Here is a 21,323-nt window from a genome sequence, read left to right as displayed (position 1 = left end):
TTTAGGTTGTTTTGGAATATGTCTCGGAATTCCACATTCAACTTTATCCTGGTTGAACACTGGCTGCCGCGGTGTACATTCAACTACCGGTTTCCGTTGCTTTAATAACATTTATCTCTGCATGATTACTTCCATTATTTTCTTACCTATAGAGTCTATCATAGTTCCTTGAGTAGGCTCTTTTCTAGTAATCAATTTTCTTAATTGAGCAAAATAATAATCTATAAGAGAATTCGAGAAAAAAGAATAATTTGATAGTAATACAATCCCTAAACTAAGTTCCTTATTCCAAGCTAGATAACTATTAAAACCAGATGAAGCTCCATTATGCCAGACGATAGATTTATCTAGAAGCTTATCCTCATGCCAGCCAAAATAACGGTTTGAATTTCCGATCCATATTGGGAGATGACTTTTTTGAAGTGTAGAAGCTATCGGATTATCATCATTTAGATTGGCTTGGACAAATAAACTCAAATCGCTAACAGATGACTTAATCCCCCCAGCTCCTTCATAGATAGAAAGATCCCAATGAGGGACTCTTTTACCAGTTGAAGCATGTCCATTCAAGAACCTGCCATTTTGTTCTGAATCAAGCATAACGGCTGTCTCATTCATTTTTAATGGGCTCGTTATATATTTTTTTAACAGTTCGTCATATGTATTTCCCGACACCTTACATAGAATGTTTCCCAGTAAGCCCATACCGATATTGGAATATTCAAATGAATCAATGCGATCCGTGTAGTCAGCATCAGATAAAAAAGCAATTAAATCTTCCTCAGTATAAATGGAATAAGGATTCGATCTATTTTTAGATAAAATATGATTTGCTGCCAACACAGGTAATCCTGAGGTGTGTGTAGCAAGACTTTTCAAGCTAATCTTATTCAAATAATCGTTTTTAACGTTTTGAACGTACTTGCCAACAGTGTCATCCGAGGATATCAGTTTTTCCTGTTCCATTGCTAATAAAAGTATTGATGTAAAAACCTTGGTTATGGAGCAGATTTCAAACAACCTATTTTCAGGTGGGATCATACTTTTCTTTTTATCATTACAGAACGAAAAGTATTCAATATCTCCCTCCCTAATAATCCCGATAACAAGCTGTAAATGTTTCTTATCTTTCGTGTAATCTGAAACAAAGCTTTGTAAATCCTTCATAGTAAAAGGTACTCCCTTATATTTTTATGATTCAATCATTACTCTAAAGATGAATCATTTTAATCAACCTATTTTTGGAAATGAAAATTATGTATTCGTTACCAACTCTCAATTATCCTGCCCTGTTGGCTTAATGTTCCCAAACAAAAAGGACAGCGTCGCCGCTGACCTCTTCTCAGAGATATTTAATCAATAACTTCTCTGTTATTATCAGACAGCTTAATCCTTTTAATAATCCATCTGATTTGTCCGCGATGATTTATTTCATCTTCAAAAACGTGAAATTATCGAAAGTAATTGTTTGAGGGCTGTTGATTAAAAGGCCGTTGAATATTTAACCAATCATCATCCTTTGCTCTTAATGCTGCGATTGTGTCTGATCGTACTTTATTGAGTAAATCTATATAGTACTCTAAACTTTTTCCATGTATCAGCTCTCTAGCTGTGTTTCCCAGCTTGATACCTGGTTCCCAGAATTCATACTCAGCAGGTGTTAAATCCCTTTCTTCTGCTGTCCATACTCTATATGCAAACTCAACAGAAGCAATATGAAACAATAATGCACCAATTGTATTACTTTCCGAATCATATAAGTAATCTAATTGCTCGCTATCTAGACCAGAAATACTTTCGATGGTAGTGTGTCTCGCATAATTCATCATTGAGACTAATCTACTGATATGAGGCGTGAACCCATCAACATCTGAAATTAGATAGGATTTTTCCACAGAGTTCCCTCCCGTCTCGTGATGCAAACCATATTGGAAGCATCCTGCCCGTCCAGTAAGCTGCATAATGCTCTCAATATTTTAGAATTCTATTCTTCATAAGAATAGCTCTCAATATTAAAATAACAACTAATGTTACATAAGCATATACCATTTTTGAATATAGTTTAGTAATGTCTGCCGATGTAACTGGTTTATCAAAAAAAACAAAGTATCCTATATAGATTACATATCCAACTGAGCAGAATGTAATGATATTTACAATTAATTTTAAGAGTGTTTTAGACATGTAATCACCTCCAGAAGTTAGTAGACAAACATCCGATTTATGATACCCGGCGATACCTTGCTCTTTTTTATTCTTGAGTGAGCCGTCATTGCGACAGGTGTAATTGCTGGTAACATATATCCGTTTCGAAACGGTTCTCTTTCGATGTTCAATCTGTTCTTTGCTTTAATATAAGCTGGCCATTGAATGTACTTTAGTTCACCCTTCAGCATTACTTCCTCCCAATGCGTCTGGCGAAAAATGATTGAAGTCTTCCCGGCCTTTTCCGCGAATCTGAACTCATTATACAACCGATCTGATCATTGTCTATTAGTTCATTTGTCCATATTTCTGAAAGTGCTTTTGCAGTGGTTAATGCTCATATACTGTTGAAGCTGGAATATTGACGGTCCTATAAGTGCTCGATATTTGCCATATTTCTCATTCCCCTTCTTTAAAAGGATTTAAAATTATGTAATTATTTGTATACGAATATTATATCATGGTATGTTTGATATGATTTCTTTTCAATTGCTCATTTTGAAATAATGCATTAGGGAGCATGGTTTGACTAGGCTGCCCGTTAGTTTTTCATGGTAAATAGCAAAGGAATGGCGATGCTCAGGGGGTTCATCCTTGCATCGCCATTCCTATTTTTTGGTCTATTACTGTCTTCTTGAAGAAATAGTAGGCGAACGAAAGCCACTCGACCTTAAGATTAATCTACATTACAACACTCAATACTACTTAAGTTCCATATTAGCGAGCACACGGGCGACTGCAGCTACTGTCGCATGTACATCAGCATCCGATGTGCGCCAGTTGACAACGCTGATCCGCATTGCACGCCGTCCACTCCAAACGGTACCGCTGAAAAATGCCGTTCCTTCGGCGTTGATAGCGGCAATTACAGAGGTGGTACGAGCGTCATGATCTTCTTCTGACGCGTTAGGCTCTGGCGATAGAAATCTGACCAGTGCCTGATTCAGCGTAGGTGCGAACACAAGCTCTGCCCCTTTTAACGCTGCGATACCTTTTGCAAGCGCTGCGGCATGAACGCAACTCCGATCAATGAGCTCGGCAACACCATCTCTGCCAAGCTCACGCAACGCTGCATAGACTGCAAAGCCTCGCGCGCGCCGAGTCCAATCAGGTGTCCAGTTGATTTGATCGCGCGTTTCCGCATCATGGGTCAGATAGTTTGCACTAATCCCCATTGCTGCTTGATGTGCATCGGAGTCTGTAATTAGGGATATGCCTATGTCCTTCGGTGTGTTGAGCCACTTATGCGCATCCGTCGCCCATGAATGGGCCAGCTCGACTCCTGCCAATTTGCTCCGATGTTGTCCACTTGCCCGTGCCCAAAGTCCAAACGCACCGTCAACATGCACCCATGCCCCTGCTGCTCGTGCGATGGGGATGAGCTCGCTGAACGGATCGATCGCGGCCACGTTAAGATCTGCTGCATCAAGAATAACAATCGTTGGGCTGTCAGAAGCTTTAAGCGCTGTAGACAGCACATCTGCAGTGACACGTGCGTCTGCGTCGGTTGTGAGTGGCACCAAGGCAGCTGTTCCGATACCGAGGAAGCGCAGTGCTCGTTCGATACTTCCATGGCGCTGTTCCGTGGCCAAAATACGTATTGCGGGAGCTCCAGTCAACCCGTCCCGCTCCACATTCCATCCTCTATCTCGAAGGAGTGAATGCCGTGCTGCTGCGAGGCAGGTGAAGTGTGCCATCTGACAGCCGGTGGTAAATGCGAACGATGCTGTGCTTGGCAGATCAAGCACTTCCTTAACCCATGCTCCGGCAACCTCTTCCGCTACAGAAGCGGCCGGACCGCAAGCATATAAAGCGGCGTTATTGTCCCAGGTGGAAGTGAGCCAATCTGCTGCAAGTGCTGAAGGCAGTGCACCGCCAATTACCCAAGCAAAAAAACGTCCTCCTGCAGAGCCCAAATGTCCGCCTTCGGTGGCAGCTACCAACTCGTCTATCACACGCTCGGCGGGAATGCCATCTTTGCCAAGGGGTATGCTCAAACGATGCCGTAATGTAACTAAGTCTGTGGTTGCGCTAACAGACTGTGTGTCCAGGCTGTTGAGAAAATTCACAGCGTGGATCTGGGTACGCTCAAGCAGAGCGCGAAAATCCGACATCAAAAAACCTCCATTCACGTATAGATTTAAGACAGAATTAGTTTAGCACTACTATTCTTTTAAAATCTTGCTCATCTACTCGCACACCTCACAAGGTTTCAATTTAGTATTCGCTATTGGAAAAGAAAATAATAAAATTCTCGGGCATCTCAGAGCTCTAGAATCTCTAAAAACTAAAAAAGCTCGCTAGCAGACGAGCTTTCGGTTTAAACCTTTTGGAGTAAACAACATCACTGACATATTCCTGGAGTCTTTTTCAAACGTTCCAATTGCAGCAGATGATGCCTATAATGCATTTCTACGAGCAAAAACCACTCTGTAGCGTTCAGCGCGCCTAGCCCTGGATGAAGGATTTTATTTCCATCCACTGCCTCACTCAAAGCGATTTCGGTACGTTTCATCCGTTCCGCTACGCCACGAAGTCCTTCTATCAGCTGTTCCTTACTTTCCGGCTGCTGCGGTGTATACTGTGGTGAAGCCGGGACCCGTATCCGAATGGGCGGAAGACTGCCAAGCTCAAATGCGGCCCTGCCATTCTCCGTTTTTTCCCCTGTGCTGCCCAGCACTGCTTCGCTTCCCGCCAAGCATTCGTCAACATTACGCAGCTGCATGAATTGAGCCGACTGGATCAAATGCATATACATTTGCCCAATCGACCATTCCTCCTCGTTTGGCTTTGCAAGCAGCTGATCCATTTCAAGGTTATCCAGCTCAGCTAAATACCGATCAACCGTCGCCTCAAACACCTGCAATGCTTCTGTTGTACTTCTCATATAAACAACACTCCTCATTCATCTTGGGTATAATCCAAGTATAAAAAAACGCTGCTGACAACAGTATGTCAGTAGCGTTTTAAAATTTTTTCGGCCTCTTCCCTAACCCGGCAGCGTAAAGACTCCGGTTCCACCACCTCGACATCTCCTCCCCAGCTAAGGATAAGATGCAGCAGCTCCTCCGGCGTTCGAACACGAAAGTGAATCCAAACACCGTCTAAACTCTCCTCTACCGCTTCCATATAAAAATTACCGGTCTCGGCGATTTTATCGGCTATTTTGGGATTGGCCCGAATCAGCACGCGTTCGTTGCGGTCATCCGGCGGACGGTAATCGCTCAAGTTAAAGCCATCCGGCATAACGAAGTGCTTATCCAACACGACCAAATCAGTCATTCGCGACAAGCGGAAATGCCTGATATCCTGCCGCAGGTCACAGCGTCCGAGCAAAATCCAATTGCCCTGAACGAGCGCCAGTCCGTACGGATCGACTTCACGCATACTATTCCTATTGCCGTCCGATTCCGGAATCTTTTTCTGGTACGAAATCTTAATTTTTCGCCTCTCCAGAATCGCCCGCCGCAATTGTCCAAGATATTCTTTTTCCCTCAAGCCAGTTAACGGTTCACTGACATGAAGAAGCCTCATGGTTTCCCGAACGCGTGCCGACTCAACACGCACTGGCTCCGGCAGAATCGCTTCAATCTTGCGTTTGGCGGCCCGTGCCACAGTTCCATAAATCCCATCCAGCCTCTGTTCGATAAAATCTGTTCCTATAAGCAAGGCCACAGTCTCTTCCACCGAAAAACTGACCGGCGGGAGGAAATATCCGTCGATCAGAGAATACCCTTGACCGGGAGCTCCTAATATTGGGATTCCCATTTCGCTCAGGGCCTGAATGTCTCGATAGATCGTCCGCACGCTCGTCTCAAATAAAGAAGCCATATCTTCCGCTCTCACTACCTTGCTTCGTTGTAGTTCAAGCATTATGGCAAGCTGTCGTTCGGTTTTATTCATTTTCTTTCCCTCGCTGCTCCATCATCCAGGTTCATTTCATTTATTCTAACATAGCAGGCTGCCTTGATTACTTGATGCTATCAGACTTCAAAATGGTTTAAAACTTCCGTTTATGATACGGCAGGCCCTCGCCTTCTTCGCAATACTGTTTAAGACTGTACAAAAAAAATCGCCCAGTTATAATTGCATAAGCGATAAAATGCGGTTACTTTCTGCCAATTCATCTGACGAAAAATGATTGAAGTCTTCCCGTTTTTTTCCTCCATATCAAAAGAAATTGTCGTACCTATCCATTCAGGATTTGAATCCACACACTGCCACAAAATCTTTTTATCGGTAATAAGCTCATCAACTCGCATCTTTGTTAGCCCTTTTCCGCCGAATCGGAACTCATTTATATAGCCGATCTGATCACTGACTATTAGTTCACTTGTCCATATTTCTGAAAGCCCTTTGGCAGTGGTTAATGCTTCATATACCGTTGAAGCTGGAGCATTCACGGTCTGTAAGTGCTCGATATTTGCCATATTGGACAATTTAACCTTATGCAGCAAAGCTTCTGCTTCCTGTATACTATCTTTCAACCAGATTGGAGATCTTGGATGTCTAAGTATTTCATCAGTTGTCATCCAGTATACAGCATCCACTTCATCTGGACTTTTGGAAAAAGCTTCCCCTTCTTCAAATTCACATAGAAAAACAATATCAATAACTTCACTGTCATCTTCTAATGAAAAGGAAGTGTTTCTTACAACTTTCATTTTTTGTTTCACCTTTACGCCGACTTCTTCAAATAACTCTCTTCTTATAGTTCTTTCTAATATGTCCTTCGAATTACCCTCGTTTTCTACCGTACCCCCAACAAGAGAAAGAAGTCCTCCAGCGTGTGCCTCTTTCTTACTACGTTCAATTATTAACCACTTATCTTTTCTGAAAACAGCTCCTTCTACATTCACATGAAACATTCTTCTCCTCCTATGAGTTACAGTTTACCATTACTTTAAATGATTATTTTGTTGCGCTACCCTGTACCTTAGTTCAACAAAAACGCAGCCAAACGTGTAGTACGCTGGCTGCTGTCGTATTACTGAACTATCGTCTCCCGATAGCGTAATCACCTTAAGTGACAACGTCATCTTACCGTCTGGTAAGCGAGAGCTATGGCTCCAGAATCAAAGGTCTTATTTTCGATTAGCTTAAGATTGACCTTCTCCTTAATGCCTTGGAATAGCGGCAATCCCTTACCGATCAGGACGGGAGAAACCGTAATTTTATACTCATCAATTAAATCAAGCTGCATAAGTTGGTGTGCGAACCTGGGACTCCCGAGAATGACCATATCCTTGCCTGGCTGCTGTTTGAGTTTATTGATCTCTTCCTCGACATTTTCTTTCACGAGTCGGGAATTATTCCATTCAACTTGGTCCAGTGTCGTGGAAAAAACGAGTTTGGCTGTCTTTTCGATCCACTCGGCATGATCCCGTTCATGCTGCGAAGCTGAAGGGTTCGAAGGCACAGATGGCCAGTAGCTGTGCATCATCTGATAAGTCCCGCGTCCCCAAATGACAGTGTCGGCAGTACTCAGAATCTCTTTCGCGTGTTTCTCCAAATCAGCATCGTAGGATACCCAGCCAATGTCCATTGCACCATTCGGCCCTTCTACAAAACCGTCAAGCGATGCGTGCAGAAATAGAACGAGTTTTCTCATTTACAGCTCTCCTTTGTTCATGAAGGATATCTTGCATTATACATTAACTATATTTTAGCAGAAATCCGCTTAAATTGTTTATTGTGAATTGCTAATCCGGAAACTTGCCCTCTTTCCTTGAAAAACTACCTTTTTGCGCAGCATTAGATAGACCGTTTTCGTACGATTTCTTGCAAGTTAAATTTCCCCCTCCTGAAAGGTGAAAATTCACCCATTTTCCTATTGTGTATAAAATATACACAAAATAGAATATATGTAATCGTTCTCCTTTCACTCTCTCACTTTGATAACATACTTCTATCCATTGAAGGGCTGGACAATGAACTTCTTCAGAAAGGAGAATATGGAACTTATTGATTTCAGATGAATTTGCAAGATGACTCAATTTAAAACAAAATTCAGTTCTAAGGAGGAATCATTTAATGATGATGCAACAGCAAGTTATTACTGATCGAATGATCAGAGGTTCTGTGATGAAAAGAGCTTTTATCTCCGTCCTGCTGGTGATCGCCCTGTTGGCTTCATTCGCGCCTTCTGTATTCGCTGCCTTTTCTTACACGAGCCCGGTTTACAATCTCAGCGGCGGTACCATCTATTTCGGCAACGGTGTAATCGTCAACACCGGCACAAGTTACGACACCCTTACCGTCAAGGTGTACAAAAAGGAATGTACCACAACATCTTGCACGAACGTATTGGTTGGCTCCAAAACCATCTCCCTGTCCTCACAGCAATACACCTATCCTGGAGCATCAGGCGCGCCTCTTATTCCTATTGTTACAGGAACGACAGCAGGTCAATATTTTTATACGTTGTCCGCTTCCGGCAGCTGGCATGTGATGGCCAGCATCCACAATTAGGTGTTAAAAAGACCCACCCATGTAAAATAACGCTTGTTTAAAACAGCAAAATAGGAAAGGCGATGCATATGGAGGTACATCCCTGCATCGCCTTTCCTGGTTTTTGGTCTACAAAGATTCTATTAATGCTCGCTCAGGTTACATTCAGGATAATGTCCTTTAGTTCAATCAGAGTCTTGATTCGATAGCTGGCCTGTGAAAAATCATGTGTTTTTGTGAAGTCGTTATGGACAATAGCACAGTCGATACCAGCCGCCACAGCTGCGCTCAATCCTCTGTTTGAATCCTCTACAACCAGAGTCTCTTCTTTGGTGGCTCCAAAGCGCTTTAGGCCGGTCAAGTATGGTTCCGGGTGCGGCTTGGTGTGCTCGTAATCTTCGCGAACAAGGACGAAATCCATGAATTGTTTAATCTGGCGCGTTTCATGAATAAGTTGAAAGTCTGCACGTTTCGCAGTCGTTACGATTGCCATGCGGACGTATTTTGACAATTCGGCTAGAGCTTCAATTACGCCTTCTATCTCTATGGCTTCTGTTCTTAGATATTCTTGATAATAGACGTTGCGGACCTCACGCTGCTTGCTGATGGTCTGTTCATCAATACCTGCCGCTCTAGCTTGAGACCAAGTGCCCAATGACTGGGTCATGTCGCGGAGGTATTGTTCTTTATCCAAGGTAAATCCAATGTCAGCCAGAGCGCGTTCTCCTGCTTTGAAATACCAGAATTCAGTATCAACCAGAACACCATCATGATCGAAGAGTATGTACTTTTTCATTGATTTGTCCTCCTTTATCAGCCGCCGCAACCATGCCTACAGATTCTAATTCACTGTCTGAATCTAATTTTACTGTTCGGATATAAGGTAAGTAAACAATGATTCAATTCCATAGCAGAACTAGTAGATCGCAAGAAAAAGCTGCCGAAATAGTGCCGGCAGCTTTAGATTTTTATGGCTTACTTTTTATAAGGTTCATCATTTTATACCATTCAATGTGCTCAACTGCATGGAGGAAGCAGACATCTAACTCCCTAAGTTAATTCAATGCTTGTTTCTCAACATTCGGTTTGGAGGCTGCTAGTTTAATAATGATCAGTAAAAAAGAAAGCAAACAAAGGATAATACCGCTCCAGATGAGCTGATGTACACCCCATTGAGCGATAAACCAGCCGCCGATTAGTGTTCCTACAGTAATCCCAATGTTCGAAAAGGAAACAAACAAACTGTTCCCGAATTCGGGAGCTTCTTTCGTTTCTGCCATTAGCAAGGCTTGACTTAGAATAAGTCCCCCAGCATGCACTGCACCCCAGATAAATACGACAACCATCATGGGAATAAAATAAGAGCCAAAATAATAAAGGAACAAATAAATGGCAGCATATAAGAGCGGGAACAGAATAACTGTTCTCGTCATGCTTTTATTAGCAAGAAACCCGAATAAAAAGTTTCCTGCAATCATGGTGATACCGAAGACCATTAACATGATGCTGATCCAGGTACCGTTCATATGGGTGACTTTTCCTAGATATTCTGCAAAGTAACTGTAAACCGAACACATCGCTGTATAGATCATAAAGACGATTATAATCGCTAACCACAACTGAGGCTTGCGCATGATGCTGATCTGCCTGCCGAACGTCATTCTTTCCTTAACAGGCATAGAAGGCAGCCAGACAAGTATGCCTATAAAGGCGACGACACTCACAATAGCTCCAAACAGAAAAGCAGCTTCCAGTGAAAGTTTTGCGGCGAGATAGGATGTAATCGGCACACCAAAAGCGAATCCGACTGTTACCCCAGCCAGAACTTGGGTCACCGCCTTGCCACGCCTCTCTGGAGGAACTAGACTTGCAGCGGTGGCAATCGCAATTGAGAAAAAGATCGGATGAAAAAAAGCAGGAACAATCCGGAAAACAATTATAAACTCAAACGTGGAACTAAAAGCATATGCAATATTAGAAATTGCAAACATAAAGATAGCGGTAAGCAAAATGACTTTTCGATTAATGCCAGAAGTGAGCATAGTTAGAAGCGGCCCTGAAACAGCAACAATTAAAGCGAATGCACTTACAAGGAATCCCGCCTGAGCTGGCGTTATATCAAATTTGTCAGTAACTTGCGGAAGAACACCGATGATCCCTATTTCAGTAGTAATGATACTAAATATCCCTAAAGCCAGAAAAAAGATAAACGAAGAAGACTGCATATTCCTCAAAATAACGCCCCCTACCCTCGAAATAAAAAGCAAATCAAAAAAATGGCCTTCAACTGCAAGACCATTTTTCAGAATGAGTTATCCTTTATTTGAAATTACTTGATCAAGATACTTATCAGCGTCACTATTAAATTTCCAGGAAACACCGAACTTATCTACGAGCATTCCAAAACACGATGACCAAGGCACCTCCGACAACGGCATCACAACATGGCCGCCAGCGGACAACTGGCTAAAATATTGCTCTAATGTTTGTTTATCTTCATTAATGACACTTATAATGACATTATTTCCTTTCACGACTTCCCCTGTTACCGCCGTCATGGAAGGCAAAATATCCGACATCATCATTTTCCCGCCAGCAAACTCGATTGAAGATTCCATAATCATATTTAATTCATTTTCCGGCAATGGGTAATTAGGATCCTGCGGGATATCATTGAATTTAACTTTTTTAACTTCCTTCGCACTCAAAGCCTCCGCGTAAAAATCAATCGCTTGTTCGGCTTCACCATTAAAGTTCAAATATACAATTGCTGACATCGAGTAATTCCTCCTTTTTGTTATAAAGGAAGTATAATATAGGGGTGGTGACGACAGTATGTCACCATTTATCAGCCAATTTTTATTATTATCAAATTTAGGGGGTTAAGCATGAATACGGAGCAAATTTATTTGGAAAGCGCAAAAAAGCAATTTCTTTATTACAAAACATTAGGCGAAGCGGCTATGAATCAAGTCGATCCAGAACAACTATTTGAGACGTTTAATGACGATTCTAATAGCATCGCAACTATTGTAAAACACTTGTGGGGAAATATGCTTTCAAGATGGACTGATTTCTTAAACAGCGACGGGGAAAAATCTTGGAGAGATCGAGATTCTGAATTTGAGAATGATATCGAAACGAAAGAAGAGCTTTTCATGAAATGGAACGAAGGCTGGGCATGTCTGCTGGGTGCATTGGATTCCATAACGACGGATCAGTTATTACAAATTGTATATATTCGTAATGAAGGCCATACCGTTGTTGAGGCCATTAATAGACAATTAGCCCATTACCCCTATCACGTCGGACAAATTATTTATGCTGCAAAAATGCTAAAAAAAAGCAGCTGGAATAGCTTATCTGTTCCAAAGAATGGATCTAGACAATATAATAACGATAAATTTTCCAAGGAAAAAGCTATAAAGAATTTTATAGATGAAGAACTGAATAAGTCTAATTAAATGATCAATAAAACTCCCCTTCCAGCAGCAGTTTTTTAACCTGAAGCTTGAAGGGGAGCGTATCAAAATCGGCAGCCTGCTCCGTGATACTATAATAGCGAGGTTGCGAACTTCACCTCCGGAAATCGGCTATCTGGTCCTTTCATTAAGCTTCCGCCTTTATTCTTCAGATACCTATCGAAAAAATCCAGCATATAGGCATTGATAACAGAGTCCGCTCTTTCGGGCGCAATCTTTCCTGTGACCCCCAGCATTTTAAAAATTGGAGAAAGGAACTGGACGTCGGCAAAATTCAAATGCTCCGAATTTTCGATATAGAGCAATTGTCCCCCTGAATGGAAAGATTCACGCATTCGTTCAAGCTCCAACTTTTTGTCTTCCGTTACTTGATCCATCCACTCTCTCGTGTTGCCCATTCGTTTAAGCTCTTCATCCGTATAGCCTCGGTTATCCCTGACCCGCTTTAATTTCTCGAATTCGCTTTCCGAGTTGATGAACAAGAACGGCTTTCCCAGACTCTCTCTGTCACGCAGCCGATAAAGCGCTCCATCAAGGTCAATTCCAACCGCGATTCGCGGATCGTAAGAAGCGTCATAGGCCGTCGCCCCGCCGATAGAATGACCGAACACCCCGACATGACCAAGATCAATCTTTCCTTTTAGGTAGCTTGGAATCTGTCCCGATTGGATGAGCTCGAATTGGTCCAGCGCTAATGCCACATCACTGGTTAAAACTTCTCCCAGTTTGTCACGATTACTGCTTTCCGTCTGATAATCATGATCGGGTGAAAATAAGTCGTCGGTTGTGCTGGTCGTGATCCGGCCGTCCGGAAACACAGTTGCAAATGTATTGTAGGTGTGGTCGATCGCTGCCACGATATATCCGTGACTCGCGAGATTTTCCGCTTGCGACGTATGGAGGAACCTGGAAGAGCCGTAGCCCGGATTGGCAATGATCAGCGGGTATGAGGTCTGTGCCGAAGAGATTTCAGCCCCCGAATAAGCATGACTGGATACGTACTTCAGATGTTGAAAAGTAAACCCGGGAAGGCCATAGCTCTCGGCCATATAACTTAAAATCTGGGTATCGGGAATAAAGGGAGCGTACTTGCCGGTGCCAGCTTGAGCCGGATACCATACTTGAACCATTAATTCTCTCTTACCCTCTTCGGCTTGACCGAAAATCTCTTCCCTATTCGGATCCACGAAAAGAAAAGTTTGCGTGCCTACCTTAAATTCGCCTGTCGGCGCAGGCAGTTTAAATACAGGGAAAATATACATAAGACCCGCAGTTACGACCAGCATTATCGCTATGGCGGTATAAGCTGAACCCGATAGAAACCGCGGGATTTTTTTGGTACCGGTTTTTTTAAAATAGCGATAACTTGAAATGGCTAAAAAAATGATCGTTACGCAATATGGGAAAATCAGCTGCAGTCTGTATCCTTCCACCGTCCAATGAACGACCAGTAATAGTGTGGAAATCCCGCTTCCGATGAATAATGGAATTCTGCGCTGTCCTTTTTTTAATAGGACTGTGAAAGCAAATAACCCGATGTTTGATAAAAAAAGCAACAGTTCAAACAGTCTCATCCCGATTCTCCTTTTGAAAAAAACTCTATTTTCAACTGTTCCAATCTTATCTTGGCGGGCCGGCTTAAGCCATCGATTTGCCTTACATTGTCTTACATTTACCTTACAATTGGTGAAAACCACGCAAAAAAAGCCGCATAAATTGCGGCTTACTCTGCACTAATAACACTCGCAGCATTGCTTTCACGGCATCAAGAAAACCAATTCAGCCCGCTTAGCTCATGCCTATATGGCAATCCTGTTCTTGCGCCAACCGCTGCAACAGCTCGTGTTCCCATTTCAATACCAAGTCGAAGCACGTTCTCCTGCTCCCAGCCTCTTGCAAGACCGTATAGTGCTCCTGCAGCAAAAGCATCGCCTGCTCCCGTAGAGTCCACTGCATGAACAGGCAGCGCACGCTGATGAATCCTATTATGCTGCCCACTTTCTTGCATGGAGCTATACTCTGCACCTTTCGCACCAAGCTTTACAAAAATATGCTTAGGCCCGATGCTATGCAGCTGGCTAATCGCCTCGCTGCGCTGACATGAAGGAAATAAATCATCCAGCTCCGCTTCATTCAGAAATAAAATAGCTGTTCGCTCGAGCAACGGCTTTAAGTACTGAAGTCCTTTTCCAGTAAGCAGCTTGCTCGGATCAAGCGAAACCTGCAGTCGACTATTCGCTTGTTTTAAATGCACCAACTGCTTGATAACAGCATCTGCAGGACTGCTTAAATGCAAGTAATCCAGCCCTCCAACAAATAATCGCGGCACAAGGCTCCAATTAAAATGCGCATTAGCTCCCGGATAAGTGTACATTGTACGCAAACCATGACGATCCACTGTTATCATAACGGTGCCTGATACCACTCCAGGTATTTGCTGTATATAATCGCATCTGACCTGCTCCAGCTCCTTTATTAACAAGGAGGCATAACCATCGTCACCAGTTGCTCCTAGGAAGAAAACCTCCTGGCCGAGCCGGGACAGCCCGACGGCGACATTCGCCGCCGAACCGCCTGAGAACACTTGAAACTCCTCTAGCTCTGCTTCCTGGTCAGCGCCTGCAAAAGCAGCTGTTTTACCTGCAAGATCTACGTTTATAAATCCATGAACTGCGATTGCGGCCATACCTGACCCTCCTAACGCAAGATTGCGACCTGATCCATAAATCGTTTTACACGCTCCAGCTCAACGGGCTCCCACCAGTTTCCGTCAACTTTCAAGCAGCTGCCAACAATGGCTCCATCAGCAACAGAAAGGATAGATACTGCATTGCTCTCTGTCATTCCGCTTCCTACGATGACTGGCAGGCTTGTATGATTGCTAATGCCGTTAATTTCATCCAGCTCTGTTTCGTCGCCCGTACGATTACCAGTTGCAATCAGAATATCCGCATCGAAAAATTCATTGTCGCGTGTCTGCTCTGCCAAGCTGCGGTCAGCTACAATGGAGTGACTGCCATGCTTAACATGAACGTCTGCCATCACTCTAATATCGTCGCCGAACAATCCCGCTTTATAACGCATCGCTTTAGCAGAAGCTCCTTCTATGATGCCTTCATTGGCAACATATGCGTTTACCCATTGATTAGAGCGAACCCAAGTTGCCTTACAGCCCTTGGCAATTGCAATAGAAGGCAGCACGGCATTCGCCAAGCAGTTTACTCCAAGCGGCAGGCTGCTTGCCTTGCGAATTTCAACGCCAACAGCTGTCATAGCTGCAACCGTCTCCATGCCAAAATCTTCTGGCTTAGGGAAAGGAAGATCCCAAGCATTCTCGATTTGCAAGCCGTCAACGCCACCTTCCACAAGCGTTCGGACATCTTTAAGTGCAAACTCAATGATTTCATCCATGCTTTCGCCTTTATAATGAGGCGCACCAGGCATCGGCTTCAAGTGAATCATACCGATAATCGGCTTCTTAACGCCAAACAACTCATCTAGTGCATTCTTTTTTGCTGGAAAAATTCCTCCGCTCATTTCTCTCCATCACCTTTACTGTATATTTTTATTATGCAAATATTTAAATCGATTTAAGCAGCTGATGCTCTTCTGCTTTTCATCGAGTTAAACCAAACAGCAGCCAAAATGACAATACCTTTGATCATAAGCTGATGATAGGAAGGGACATTCAATAAATTAAGTCCGTTGTTCAAAATCGAAATAATCGCAACACCCATCAACGTTCCTACGATTTTCCCTTCACCGCCAAACAAATTGGTGCCTCCTAATACAACAGCAGCGATAGCATCGAGCTCTGATCCCGTACCTGCATTGGGAGAGCCTGTAGACAAACGGGAAGCCAGCAGAATACCTGCGATGGACATGACCATGCTTCCGAATACATAAATGCCTGTCTTTACCCAATTGACTCGAATGCCGCAAAGCCTAGCAGCTTCTTCATTGCCGCCTATCGCGTAGATTGCCCTGCCAAACCTTGTATGCGTCAGCAGCAGGTGCCCCACAATTGCAACCGCTATCATAATAATGATTGGCACTGGAATCGGACCAAGATAACCTCTGCCCAGCGATCGGAAAAACGCATCGTTGATCGGAATCGGGTTACCTTCTGTATATACGAAGGCAATTCCGCTCAATATGGTGAGCATCGCCAGCGTAACAATAAAAGGTGGAATCTTTTGCGTAGAGATGACCGTACCGACAAATAGACCGATGACAGCTCCAACTGCAATAGTAATGAGAATGGCCAGCGGCACGGGTACACCTGCAGCGATTAATCCGGCAGCAATGACACCGCTTACAGCAATTTGTGAGCCTGCGCTCAGATCAATGCCACCGGATATAATGATAAAGGTCATCGCAACAGCCATAATGCAAAGTACGGCTGATTGCCGAAATACGTTTAACAAATTGTCTACGGTAAGAAAATCACTGCTTGCAAAAGACATAATGACGAATAAGAGAATAAGTCCGATTGTTGTACTGCCCTTATTAAAGAGGAAGTATGCGATTTGTTTCCATTTCGCCTGTTCTGGTTGTAAGATTGCATTGGCTTTAAGCACGGTTAGCCCCCCCAAAAGCGAGTTTCAAAATATGGTCTGGCGTAATCATCGGCTTCTCTAGCATTCCTGCCATATGTCCTTCTTTCATGACAATGACCCTGTCACTCATGCCGACAATTTCTTGAATTTCTGATGAGATCATCAGAACGGTAATACCCTGCTGTGCCAGCTTGCTGATCTGAGCAAAAATTTCTGCCTTAGCTCTAACGTCAACCCCGCGGCAAGGCTCGTCCAAAATCAATATTCGAGTGCCTTGAATCATCCAGCGTGCTATGATGGCCTTTTGCTGATTGCCTCCGCTTAAATTCGAAATTCGCTGCTCCAGACTAGTTGTTTTAATATTAAGCCGGGTACGGTATTCTTCAGCAGCCTTGGACTCCTTCTTGCGATCTACCCATAGCATTTTGTCAAATTGCTTTAGGGTGGGCAGGGTCATGTTTTCTCGAACACTCATCTTTAAGGCAAGTCCTGTTTCTTTGCGATTTTCGGTGACAAATCCAATGCCCAGCTTAATGGCATCTCTAGGACTTCGAATATCGACTGGCCTGCCATCGATAGAAATCGTACCGCTATCCTTCTTCAGCATTCCGAATAAGGTCATGGCGATCTCGGTTCTGCCTGAGCCTACTAAACCGGCAACTCCTACAATTTCTCCCTCACGCAGCTCGAAGCCAATGTCATGGAACTTGTTGCTTTTACTAAGCCCTTCTACCTTCAGCACCGGCTTGCCGATCGGTACCTCAACCTTGTTGAAGTAATCCGCAACCTTTCGGTTAGCCATGAGCTCCACCAGCTCATCAACCCCGCTTACCTCCTTCAAAGGCATCGTCTTAATATGCTGGCCATCACGAAGCACGGTCACCGTATCTGCAATCCGGAAAATTTCATCCATGCGATGTGAAATATACAAGATCCCTATTCCCTGCTGCTTGAGCTCCCCAATTAAATGAAGCAGGATTTCAATTTCTCTATTCGATAGCGAGGAGGTTGGTTCATCCATAATAAGCACTTTAGCTTGCTGTGAAATGGCTCTTGCTATTTCAATCATTTGCTTCTGTGCAATGCTGACCTGCCTCACTAGCTGCTTAGGATCGATCCGAATTTGCAGGGAATCGAATATGACCTTGGCATCTTGATGCATTTTCTTCCAATTAATAAGTCCAAACCTTTTGACCGGTTGAATGCCCAGAAATACATTTTCAGCTACTGTCAGATCATTGGCTACATTCAGCTCCTGATAGATGCAATGGATCCCAAGCTTTTTGGACACCAGAGGGTCCATCTGGTTAATCAGCTCGCCTCCAACATAGATGTCGCCGCTCGTCTTGCTGTATGCGCCAGTCAAAATTTTAATAAAGGTTGACTTCCCTGCTCCATTCTCACCTACGATAGCGTGAACACTGCCAGGCATAAGCGTTAAAGAAACATTAGATAAGGCACGGTTTCCGTAAAATTCCTTGACGATATTTTTCAACTCAAGAATTGGCTGCTTCAAGGAAATTCCCCATTTCTAATTCACTTTGCGAAATGCTCGTCTACGTTACTCTTATCCACCAGAATGACGGGAATGCTAATGTTTTTTTCAAGCTTCTTGCCGTTAATGGCATCAATCGCCGCTTCAATAGCTTTTTCACCAATTAGCTGAGGCTGCTGTTGAATAAGCGCCAGAATATAATCGTTTCGAATTCCTTCTGCAGTTTCTGATGTTGGATCAAAGCCTACAATTTTGATATTGCTTTTTTTAGCCGATTCAAGTGCAGCCAAGGAGCCGGACACGCTGTTTTCACTAGTTGCAAAAATATAATTTACATCAGGATGGGCCTGAAGAATATTTTCAACTGTGGACATGGACTCTTCGCGGTTATAGCCAGGCTGCTCATTGAGGAATTTAATGCCCTTAACATTTGCCAGCGCATCTTTAAACCCTCTTAATCTTTCCTTCTGAACAAAGGACTGCTTCCAGGTTACAATAGCGATCGTAGCATCCTTGCCTTCAGCTTCAATGCTCTTTTTCAGCTGCTCGCCAATTTGTTTGCCTGCTTCATAATTTTCAGTACCGATAAACGTATCCACGCTATCGGAATTAATAACATTATCAGCCGTTATAATCGGGATACCTTTGCTTTTGGCTTCCTCAATTGCAGGAATAACACCTGCATTATCTGTTGCCAGAACGATTAGAGCATCGACACCCTTTTGCGTATAATCCTCAATGGCCGATACTTGCTTAGCCAAATCAAGGTTAGGGTCATTCGTCAACACCGTGACGCCAGCCTCTTCAGCTTTTTTATTTACCCCCTTGCTAATATCAATGAAAAATTCATGTCTAAGCGTTGTGTAAGTGACCCCAACTACCAGCTTTTTGTCTCCATCTGACTTTCCTCCTGCTGTGCTTTCCGGCTGGCCCTTTGGACCAGAACCGCATGCTGATAGTAATGTTAGCGCTACCAAAAATGTAGTAAACAACGCTTTTTTCACAAGAATACCCCCAACAATTTTATTTATTGAGAAGAATCTACAGATTTGCGCGCATGATTGTAATCTGCAGATTCTTTATCAATCGGAAGGAAACTTGAAATCACTGTTTTGTTAATCTGTTGTTTTCAAAACGTTGACATATTGGAACTTGTCAGGCAGGAAATACATTTTGGTAAACTCAATAGGTCCTTTATCGGTCTTAGTGACGCGTTCGATATACAGAAGTGGTGATCCTGATTTGATACCAAGCAATACAGCTGTTTCTTCATCAGCGAGCACGGCCTTAACCTTCTCTACTGCTTCGGTAAGAGCAATGCCCGCATCATTCTTCAAGGTTCTATACAAGGATTGGTTACTGAAATCATAGTTATCCAGATCTACATTGAGCAGGCTGCTGCGTATATAAGCATCCTGAAGACCAATAATTTCTTGATTAACAATCCTTACTCGCTTCAGCTGATACACCGATTTCTCCCAAATCAGCTCCAAATTCCGTGTCGTTTCATTCGTTACAGGAACGACTCCAGCCTGGATAACGGTGCTTTTAACTTTGTTGCCCTTTTTCTCGAAGTCCTCAACCAGTCCTAGCAGCTTTGGTCGTTCCCCTTGCAGAGCATGCTCAGCGACATAGGTGCCGCTTCCTTGGATCCGGTACAATACACCTTCATTTACCAGCTCGGCAAGCGTCAATCGAACAGTCGTACGGCTAACCTTAAATAGCTCGCATAACTCTCCTTCCGTCGGAATTTTATCACCTACAATCCAATGTCCCTCTTCAATTTGCTTTACGATGACATCCTTGAGCTGATAATAAAGCGGGCTGCCTTTCTTGCTACGGTCAAGCATTTCGTCTCTCCTTTTTACAAATTGATTATGTCGTAATGTTGTTATAACATATTTTCAATTTTTTTGTAAAGCGTTTTCATATTAAAATTCACTTGAAAATGATTGGGTAATCTAATGTGGAATGAACAAATCCAGCAACAGCAAGGCTTTCTAGATTGTTGTACGAATTATTAAAGGTTCAATTTATGGATCAGTGAAAACTTGCTTTCCCCTTTCTCATTCCCGGTTTCTGAAGCTTATGATACAAATCCAAAGTAAAAACCCAGCCGAATCTCGACTGGGTTAAAAACAACTATATTCAATAACCTACCGATTTCCTTAAAATTTGAATATTTTCTTGAAGGAACGTTTGATTTTTTTCAATTCCTCTCTTTTTACACCAGACAACTGCGTTGAAAGCATCGTAAATATCATAAAATGGCAGTACTTGTTCCACAGCCAGCATAGGCCGAATCGATTGATATCCTTCAATGAACGGTATCTTTGTTCTCGGATTGACTTCCCAAATATCCCGATTAACTTTTGTAAAATCTATTTCTGATGATCCGCCACGGGCGCTCTCGAAATCAATAATGCCAGCAACCTCGTTACCATTCACCAATATATTACCTGGTCTAAAATCCATGTGAACAATGCCTGGTCCGTCAGGGTCCGGTAAAGCAGATAAAATTTCATCAAAGTAAACAATACATCTTTCAAACAATTCTGAATCGAGAATCTCTTTGCATGGTTCTTTCCAATTATCAAAATTGCTTTTGATATATAATCTCCAATTGTTTTGGTCAAGCAGCTTATAACCGTCACTGACATGGTAACCATACCCGGGAGTTTTAACCTCATGGAGCATAGCGTGGTACATGCCAATTTGATAAGCGAGTTTCTCATCGATGTCTCCTGTACAAGGCACACCTTGAATTGCTGAAAGGAGCAAGGCACCAACAGTACTTTCATCCCCGTACCAAATGTCCAATACCTTAGGAACAGGAATAACTCCCTTCAATGTTTCAAGGATCTGAAATTCACGGTATAGCTTATCCTTGTTAAAAGGGATTTTTACATAAACGTTTTCTCCGCTAGCAAGAGTAAGCTTATATACCTCTGAGCTAAATGACTCTGGAACATCTTCTATACTCCTGACGTTCAGCTTTAGCTTTTCTATAACGGTACGAATGGAACTCATAGGGTGCCTCCTGTTTTAGATAGCAGGTGAAAGTTCGATAACGAACTGGATGATTATTTCAGAAAAACAGCCAGTCATAGGGACTGGCTCTTTTCTTATTTT

At 43.0% G+C, this 21,323-nt stretch carries 19 protein-coding genes and 2 pseudogenes; 2 read left to right on the top strand and 19 right to left on the bottom strand.

What is annotated here, in order from left to right:
• Positions 1 to 111 precede the first annotated feature (111 nt).
• The 8 genes and pseudogenes from ACFVVF_RS03400 to ACFVVF_RS03365 all read right to left on the bottom strand — a co-directional run bounded on the left by ACFVVF_RS03400 (position 112) and on the right by ACFVVF_RS03365 (position 7,816).
• Complete coding sequence (locus tag ACFVVF_RS03400) at positions 112 to 1,167, bottom strand: serine hydrolase domain-containing protein (RefSeq protein ID WP_387805386.1); 1,056 nt, start codon at positions 1,165 to 1,167, stop codon at positions 112 to 114.
• Positions 1,168 to 1,352: 185 nt separating this feature from the next.
• Positions 1,353 to 1,829 (bottom strand): annotated as a pseudogene (locus tag ACFVVF_RS03395) (DinB family protein).
• A 1,077-nt stretch (positions 1,830 to 2,906) separates the two neighbouring features.
• The gene (locus ACFVVF_RS03390; protein WP_387805384.1) at positions 2,907 to 4,160 is read right to left on the bottom strand and encodes a pyridoxal phosphate-dependent decarboxylase family protein; all 1,254 of its coding nucleotides are present in this window, start codon (positions 4,158 to 4,160) and stop codon (positions 2,907 to 2,909) included.
• Positions 4,161 to 4,549: 389 nt separating this feature from the next.
• Positions 4,550 to 5,092, bottom strand: a complete 543-nt coding sequence (locus ACFVVF_RS03385; RefSeq protein ID WP_387805382.1) for a DinB family protein — start codon at positions 5,090 to 5,092, stop codon at positions 4,550 to 4,552.
• A 68-nt stretch (positions 5,093 to 5,160) separates the two neighbouring features.
• Positions 5,161 to 6,108, bottom strand: coding sequence for a helix-turn-helix transcriptional regulator (locus tag ACFVVF_RS03380; RefSeq protein ID WP_387805380.1), 948 nt, complete (start codon positions 6,106 to 6,108; stop codon positions 5,161 to 5,163).
• 149 nt (positions 6,109 to 6,257) lie between these two features.
• Positions 6,258 to 6,635 (bottom strand): SRPBCC family protein, encoded by a 378-nt coding sequence (locus ACFVVF_RS03375; protein ID WP_387808802.1) that lies wholly within the window; start codon positions 6,633 to 6,635, stop codon positions 6,258 to 6,260.
• A 21-nt stretch (positions 6,636 to 6,656) separates the two neighbouring features.
• Positions 6,657 to 7,073: pseudogene (locus ACFVVF_RS03370) on the bottom strand (NUDIX hydrolase); the annotation flags it as partial.
• Positions 7,074 to 7,240: 167 nt separating this feature from the next.
• Complete coding sequence (locus tag ACFVVF_RS03365) at positions 7,241 to 7,816, bottom strand: dihydrofolate reductase family protein (protein ID WP_387805379.1); 576 nt, start codon at positions 7,814 to 7,816, stop codon at positions 7,241 to 7,243.
• Positions 7,817 to 8,238: 422 nt separating this feature from the next.
• Here ACFVVF_RS03365 and ACFVVF_RS03360 point away from each other — a divergent pair, with 422 nt between their 5' ends.
• Complete coding sequence (locus ACFVVF_RS03360) at positions 8,239 to 8,676, top strand: hypothetical protein (RefSeq protein WP_387805377.1); 438 nt, start codon at positions 8,239 to 8,241, stop codon at positions 8,674 to 8,676.
• Between the two features lie 133 nt (positions 8,677 to 8,809).
• Here ACFVVF_RS03360 and ACFVVF_RS03355 read toward each other — a convergent pair whose 3' ends face one another.
• From ACFVVF_RS03355 to ACFVVF_RS03345, 3 genes are all read right to left on the bottom strand, one after another.
• Entirely contained in the window at positions 8,810 to 9,451 is a 642-nt protein-coding gene (locus tag ACFVVF_RS03355; protein ID WP_387805375.1) for an HAD family hydrolase, read from the bottom strand.
• Between the two features lie 259 nt (positions 9,452 to 9,710).
• Positions 9,711 to 10,880: an MFS transporter gene (locus ACFVVF_RS03350; RefSeq protein ID WP_387808799.1), complete on the bottom strand. Its 1,170-nt coding sequence runs from the start codon at positions 10,878 to 10,880 to the stop codon at positions 9,711 to 9,713.
• Positions 10,881 to 10,967: 87 nt separating this feature from the next.
• Positions 10,968 to 11,432 carry a VOC family protein gene (locus ACFVVF_RS03345; RefSeq protein ID WP_387805374.1) on the bottom strand — a complete coding sequence of 155 codons (465 nt, stop codon included), beginning with the start codon at positions 11,430 to 11,432 and terminating at the stop codon, positions 10,968 to 10,970.
• Between the two features lie 111 nt (positions 11,433 to 11,543).
• Between ACFVVF_RS03345 and ACFVVF_RS03340 the strand changes: the two genes are divergently transcribed.
• The gene (locus tag ACFVVF_RS03340) at positions 11,544 to 12,119 is read left to right on the top strand and encodes a DUF1572 family protein (RefSeq protein WP_387805372.1); all 576 of its coding nucleotides are present in this window, start codon (positions 11,544 to 11,546) and stop codon (positions 12,117 to 12,119) included.
• A gap of 89 nt (positions 12,120 to 12,208) precedes the next feature.
• Here the strand turns inward: ACFVVF_RS03340 and ACFVVF_RS03335 are convergent, their stop codons facing one another.
• The 8 genes from ACFVVF_RS03335 to ACFVVF_RS03300 all read right to left on the bottom strand — a co-directional run bounded on the left by ACFVVF_RS03335 (position 12,209) and on the right by ACFVVF_RS03300 (position 21,221).
• Positions 12,209 to 13,711 carry an alpha/beta hydrolase family protein gene (locus ACFVVF_RS03335; protein ID WP_387808796.1) on the bottom strand — a complete coding sequence of 501 codons (1,503 nt, stop codon included), beginning with the start codon at positions 13,709 to 13,711 and terminating at the stop codon, positions 12,209 to 12,211.
• Positions 13,712 to 13,902: 191 nt separating this feature from the next.
• Complete coding sequence (locus ACFVVF_RS03330) at positions 13,903 to 14,823, bottom strand: carbohydrate kinase family protein (RefSeq protein ID WP_387805371.1); 921 nt, start codon at positions 14,821 to 14,823, stop codon at positions 13,903 to 13,905.
• An 11-nt stretch (positions 14,824 to 14,834) separates the two neighbouring features.
• On the bottom strand, positions 14,835 to 15,674 hold the full coding sequence (locus ACFVVF_RS03325; protein WP_387805369.1) for a BtpA/SgcQ family protein: 840 nt from the start codon (positions 15,672 to 15,674) through the stop codon (positions 14,835 to 14,837).
• Positions 15,675 to 15,727: 53 nt separating this feature from the next.
• Positions 15,728 to 16,717 (bottom strand): ABC transporter permease, encoded by a 990-nt coding sequence (locus ACFVVF_RS03320; protein ID WP_387805367.1) that lies wholly within the window; start codon positions 16,715 to 16,717, stop codon positions 15,728 to 15,730.
• A complete protein-coding gene (locus ACFVVF_RS03315; RefSeq protein ID WP_387805365.1) occupies positions 16,710 to 18,212 on the bottom strand; it encodes a sugar ABC transporter ATP-binding protein in 1,503 nt (500 codons plus the stop codon). The genes ACFVVF_RS03320 and ACFVVF_RS03315 overlap by 8 nt, the downstream gene beginning before the upstream one ends.
• A gap of 20 nt (positions 18,213 to 18,232) precedes the next feature.
• On the bottom strand, positions 18,233 to 19,195 hold the full coding sequence (locus ACFVVF_RS03310) for a substrate-binding domain-containing protein (RefSeq protein ID WP_387805363.1): 963 nt from the start codon (positions 19,193 to 19,195) through the stop codon (positions 18,233 to 18,235).
• A gap of 111 nt (positions 19,196 to 19,306) precedes the next feature.
• Complete coding sequence (locus tag ACFVVF_RS03305) at positions 19,307 to 20,041, bottom strand: GntR family transcriptional regulator (RefSeq protein WP_387805361.1); 735 nt, start codon at positions 20,039 to 20,041, stop codon at positions 19,307 to 19,309.
• A gap of 298 nt (positions 20,042 to 20,339) precedes the next feature.
• Positions 20,340 to 21,221 carry a phosphotransferase family protein gene (locus ACFVVF_RS03300; RefSeq protein ID WP_387805359.1) on the bottom strand — a complete coding sequence of 294 codons (882 nt, stop codon included), beginning with the start codon at positions 21,219 to 21,221 and terminating at the stop codon, positions 20,340 to 20,342.
• Between the last annotated feature and the right edge of the window lie 102 nt (positions 21,222 to 21,323).

This window comes from Paenibacillus sp. NPDC058174 (assembly GCF_042883865.1).
GTDB lineage: Bacteria > Bacillota > Bacilli > Paenibacillales > Paenibacillaceae > Pristimantibacillus.
Note: the sequence above shows the minus strand (reverse complement) of the source record. Positions and strands in the feature narration are given on the sequence as shown.

Excerpts from the sequence above, each read along its gene's own strand:
- ACFVVF_RS03330 (WP_387805371.1), bottom strand. The coding sequence starts at position 14,823 with ATGGCCGCAATCGCAGTTCATGGATTTATAAACGTAGATCTTGCAGGT.
- ACFVVF_RS03365 (WP_387805379.1), bottom strand. The coding sequence starts at position 7,816 with ATGAGAAAACTCGTTCTATTTCTGCACGCATCGCTTGACGGTTTTGTA.
- ACFVVF_RS03340 (WP_387805372.1), top strand. The coding sequence starts at position 11,544 with ATGAATACGGAGCAAATTTATTTGGAAAGCGCAAAAAAGCAATTTCTT.
- ACFVVF_RS03360 (WP_387805377.1), top strand. The coding sequence starts at position 8,239 with ATGATGATGCAACAGCAAGTTATTACTGATCGAATGATCAGAGGTTCT.
- ACFVVF_RS03400 (WP_387805386.1), bottom strand. The coding sequence starts at position 1,167 with ATGAAGGATTTACAAAGCTTTGTTTCAGATTACACGAAAGATAAGAAA.
- ACFVVF_RS03355 (WP_387805375.1), bottom strand. The coding sequence starts at position 9,451 with ATGAAAAAGTACATACTCTTCGATCATGATGGTGTTCTGGTTGATACT.
- ACFVVF_RS03305 (WP_387805361.1), bottom strand. The coding sequence starts at position 20,041 with ATGCTTGACCGTAGCAAGAAAGGCAGCCCGCTTTATTATCAGCTCAAG.
- ACFVVF_RS03300 (WP_387805359.1), bottom strand. The coding sequence starts at position 21,221 with ATGAGTTCCATTCGTACCGTTATAGAAAAGCTAAAGCTGAACGTCAGG.
- ACFVVF_RS03380 (WP_387805380.1), bottom strand. The coding sequence starts at position 6,108 with ATGAATAAAACCGAACGACAGCTTGCCATAATGCTTGAACTACAACGA.
- ACFVVF_RS03325 (WP_387805369.1), bottom strand. The coding sequence starts at position 15,674 with ATGAGCGGAGGAATTTTTCCAGCAAAAAAGAATGCACTAGATGAGTTG.
- ACFVVF_RS03375 (WP_387808802.1), bottom strand. The coding sequence starts at position 6,635 with ATGGCAAATATCGAGCACTTACAGACCGTGAATGCTCCAGCTTCAACG.
- ACFVVF_RS03350 (WP_387808799.1), bottom strand. The coding sequence starts at position 10,880 with ATGCAGTCTTCTTCGTTTATCTTTTTTCTGGCTTTAGGGATATTTAGT.
- ACFVVF_RS03335 (WP_387808796.1), bottom strand. The coding sequence starts at position 13,711 with ATGAGACTGTTTGAACTGTTGCTTTTTTTATCAAACATCGGGTTATTT.
- ACFVVF_RS03385 (WP_387805382.1), bottom strand. The coding sequence starts at position 5,092 with ATGAGAAGTACAACAGAAGCATTGCAGGTGTTTGAGGCGACGGTTGAT.
- ACFVVF_RS03345 (WP_387805374.1), bottom strand. The coding sequence starts at position 11,432 with ATGTCAGCAATTGTATATTTGAACTTTAATGGTGAAGCCGAACAAGCG.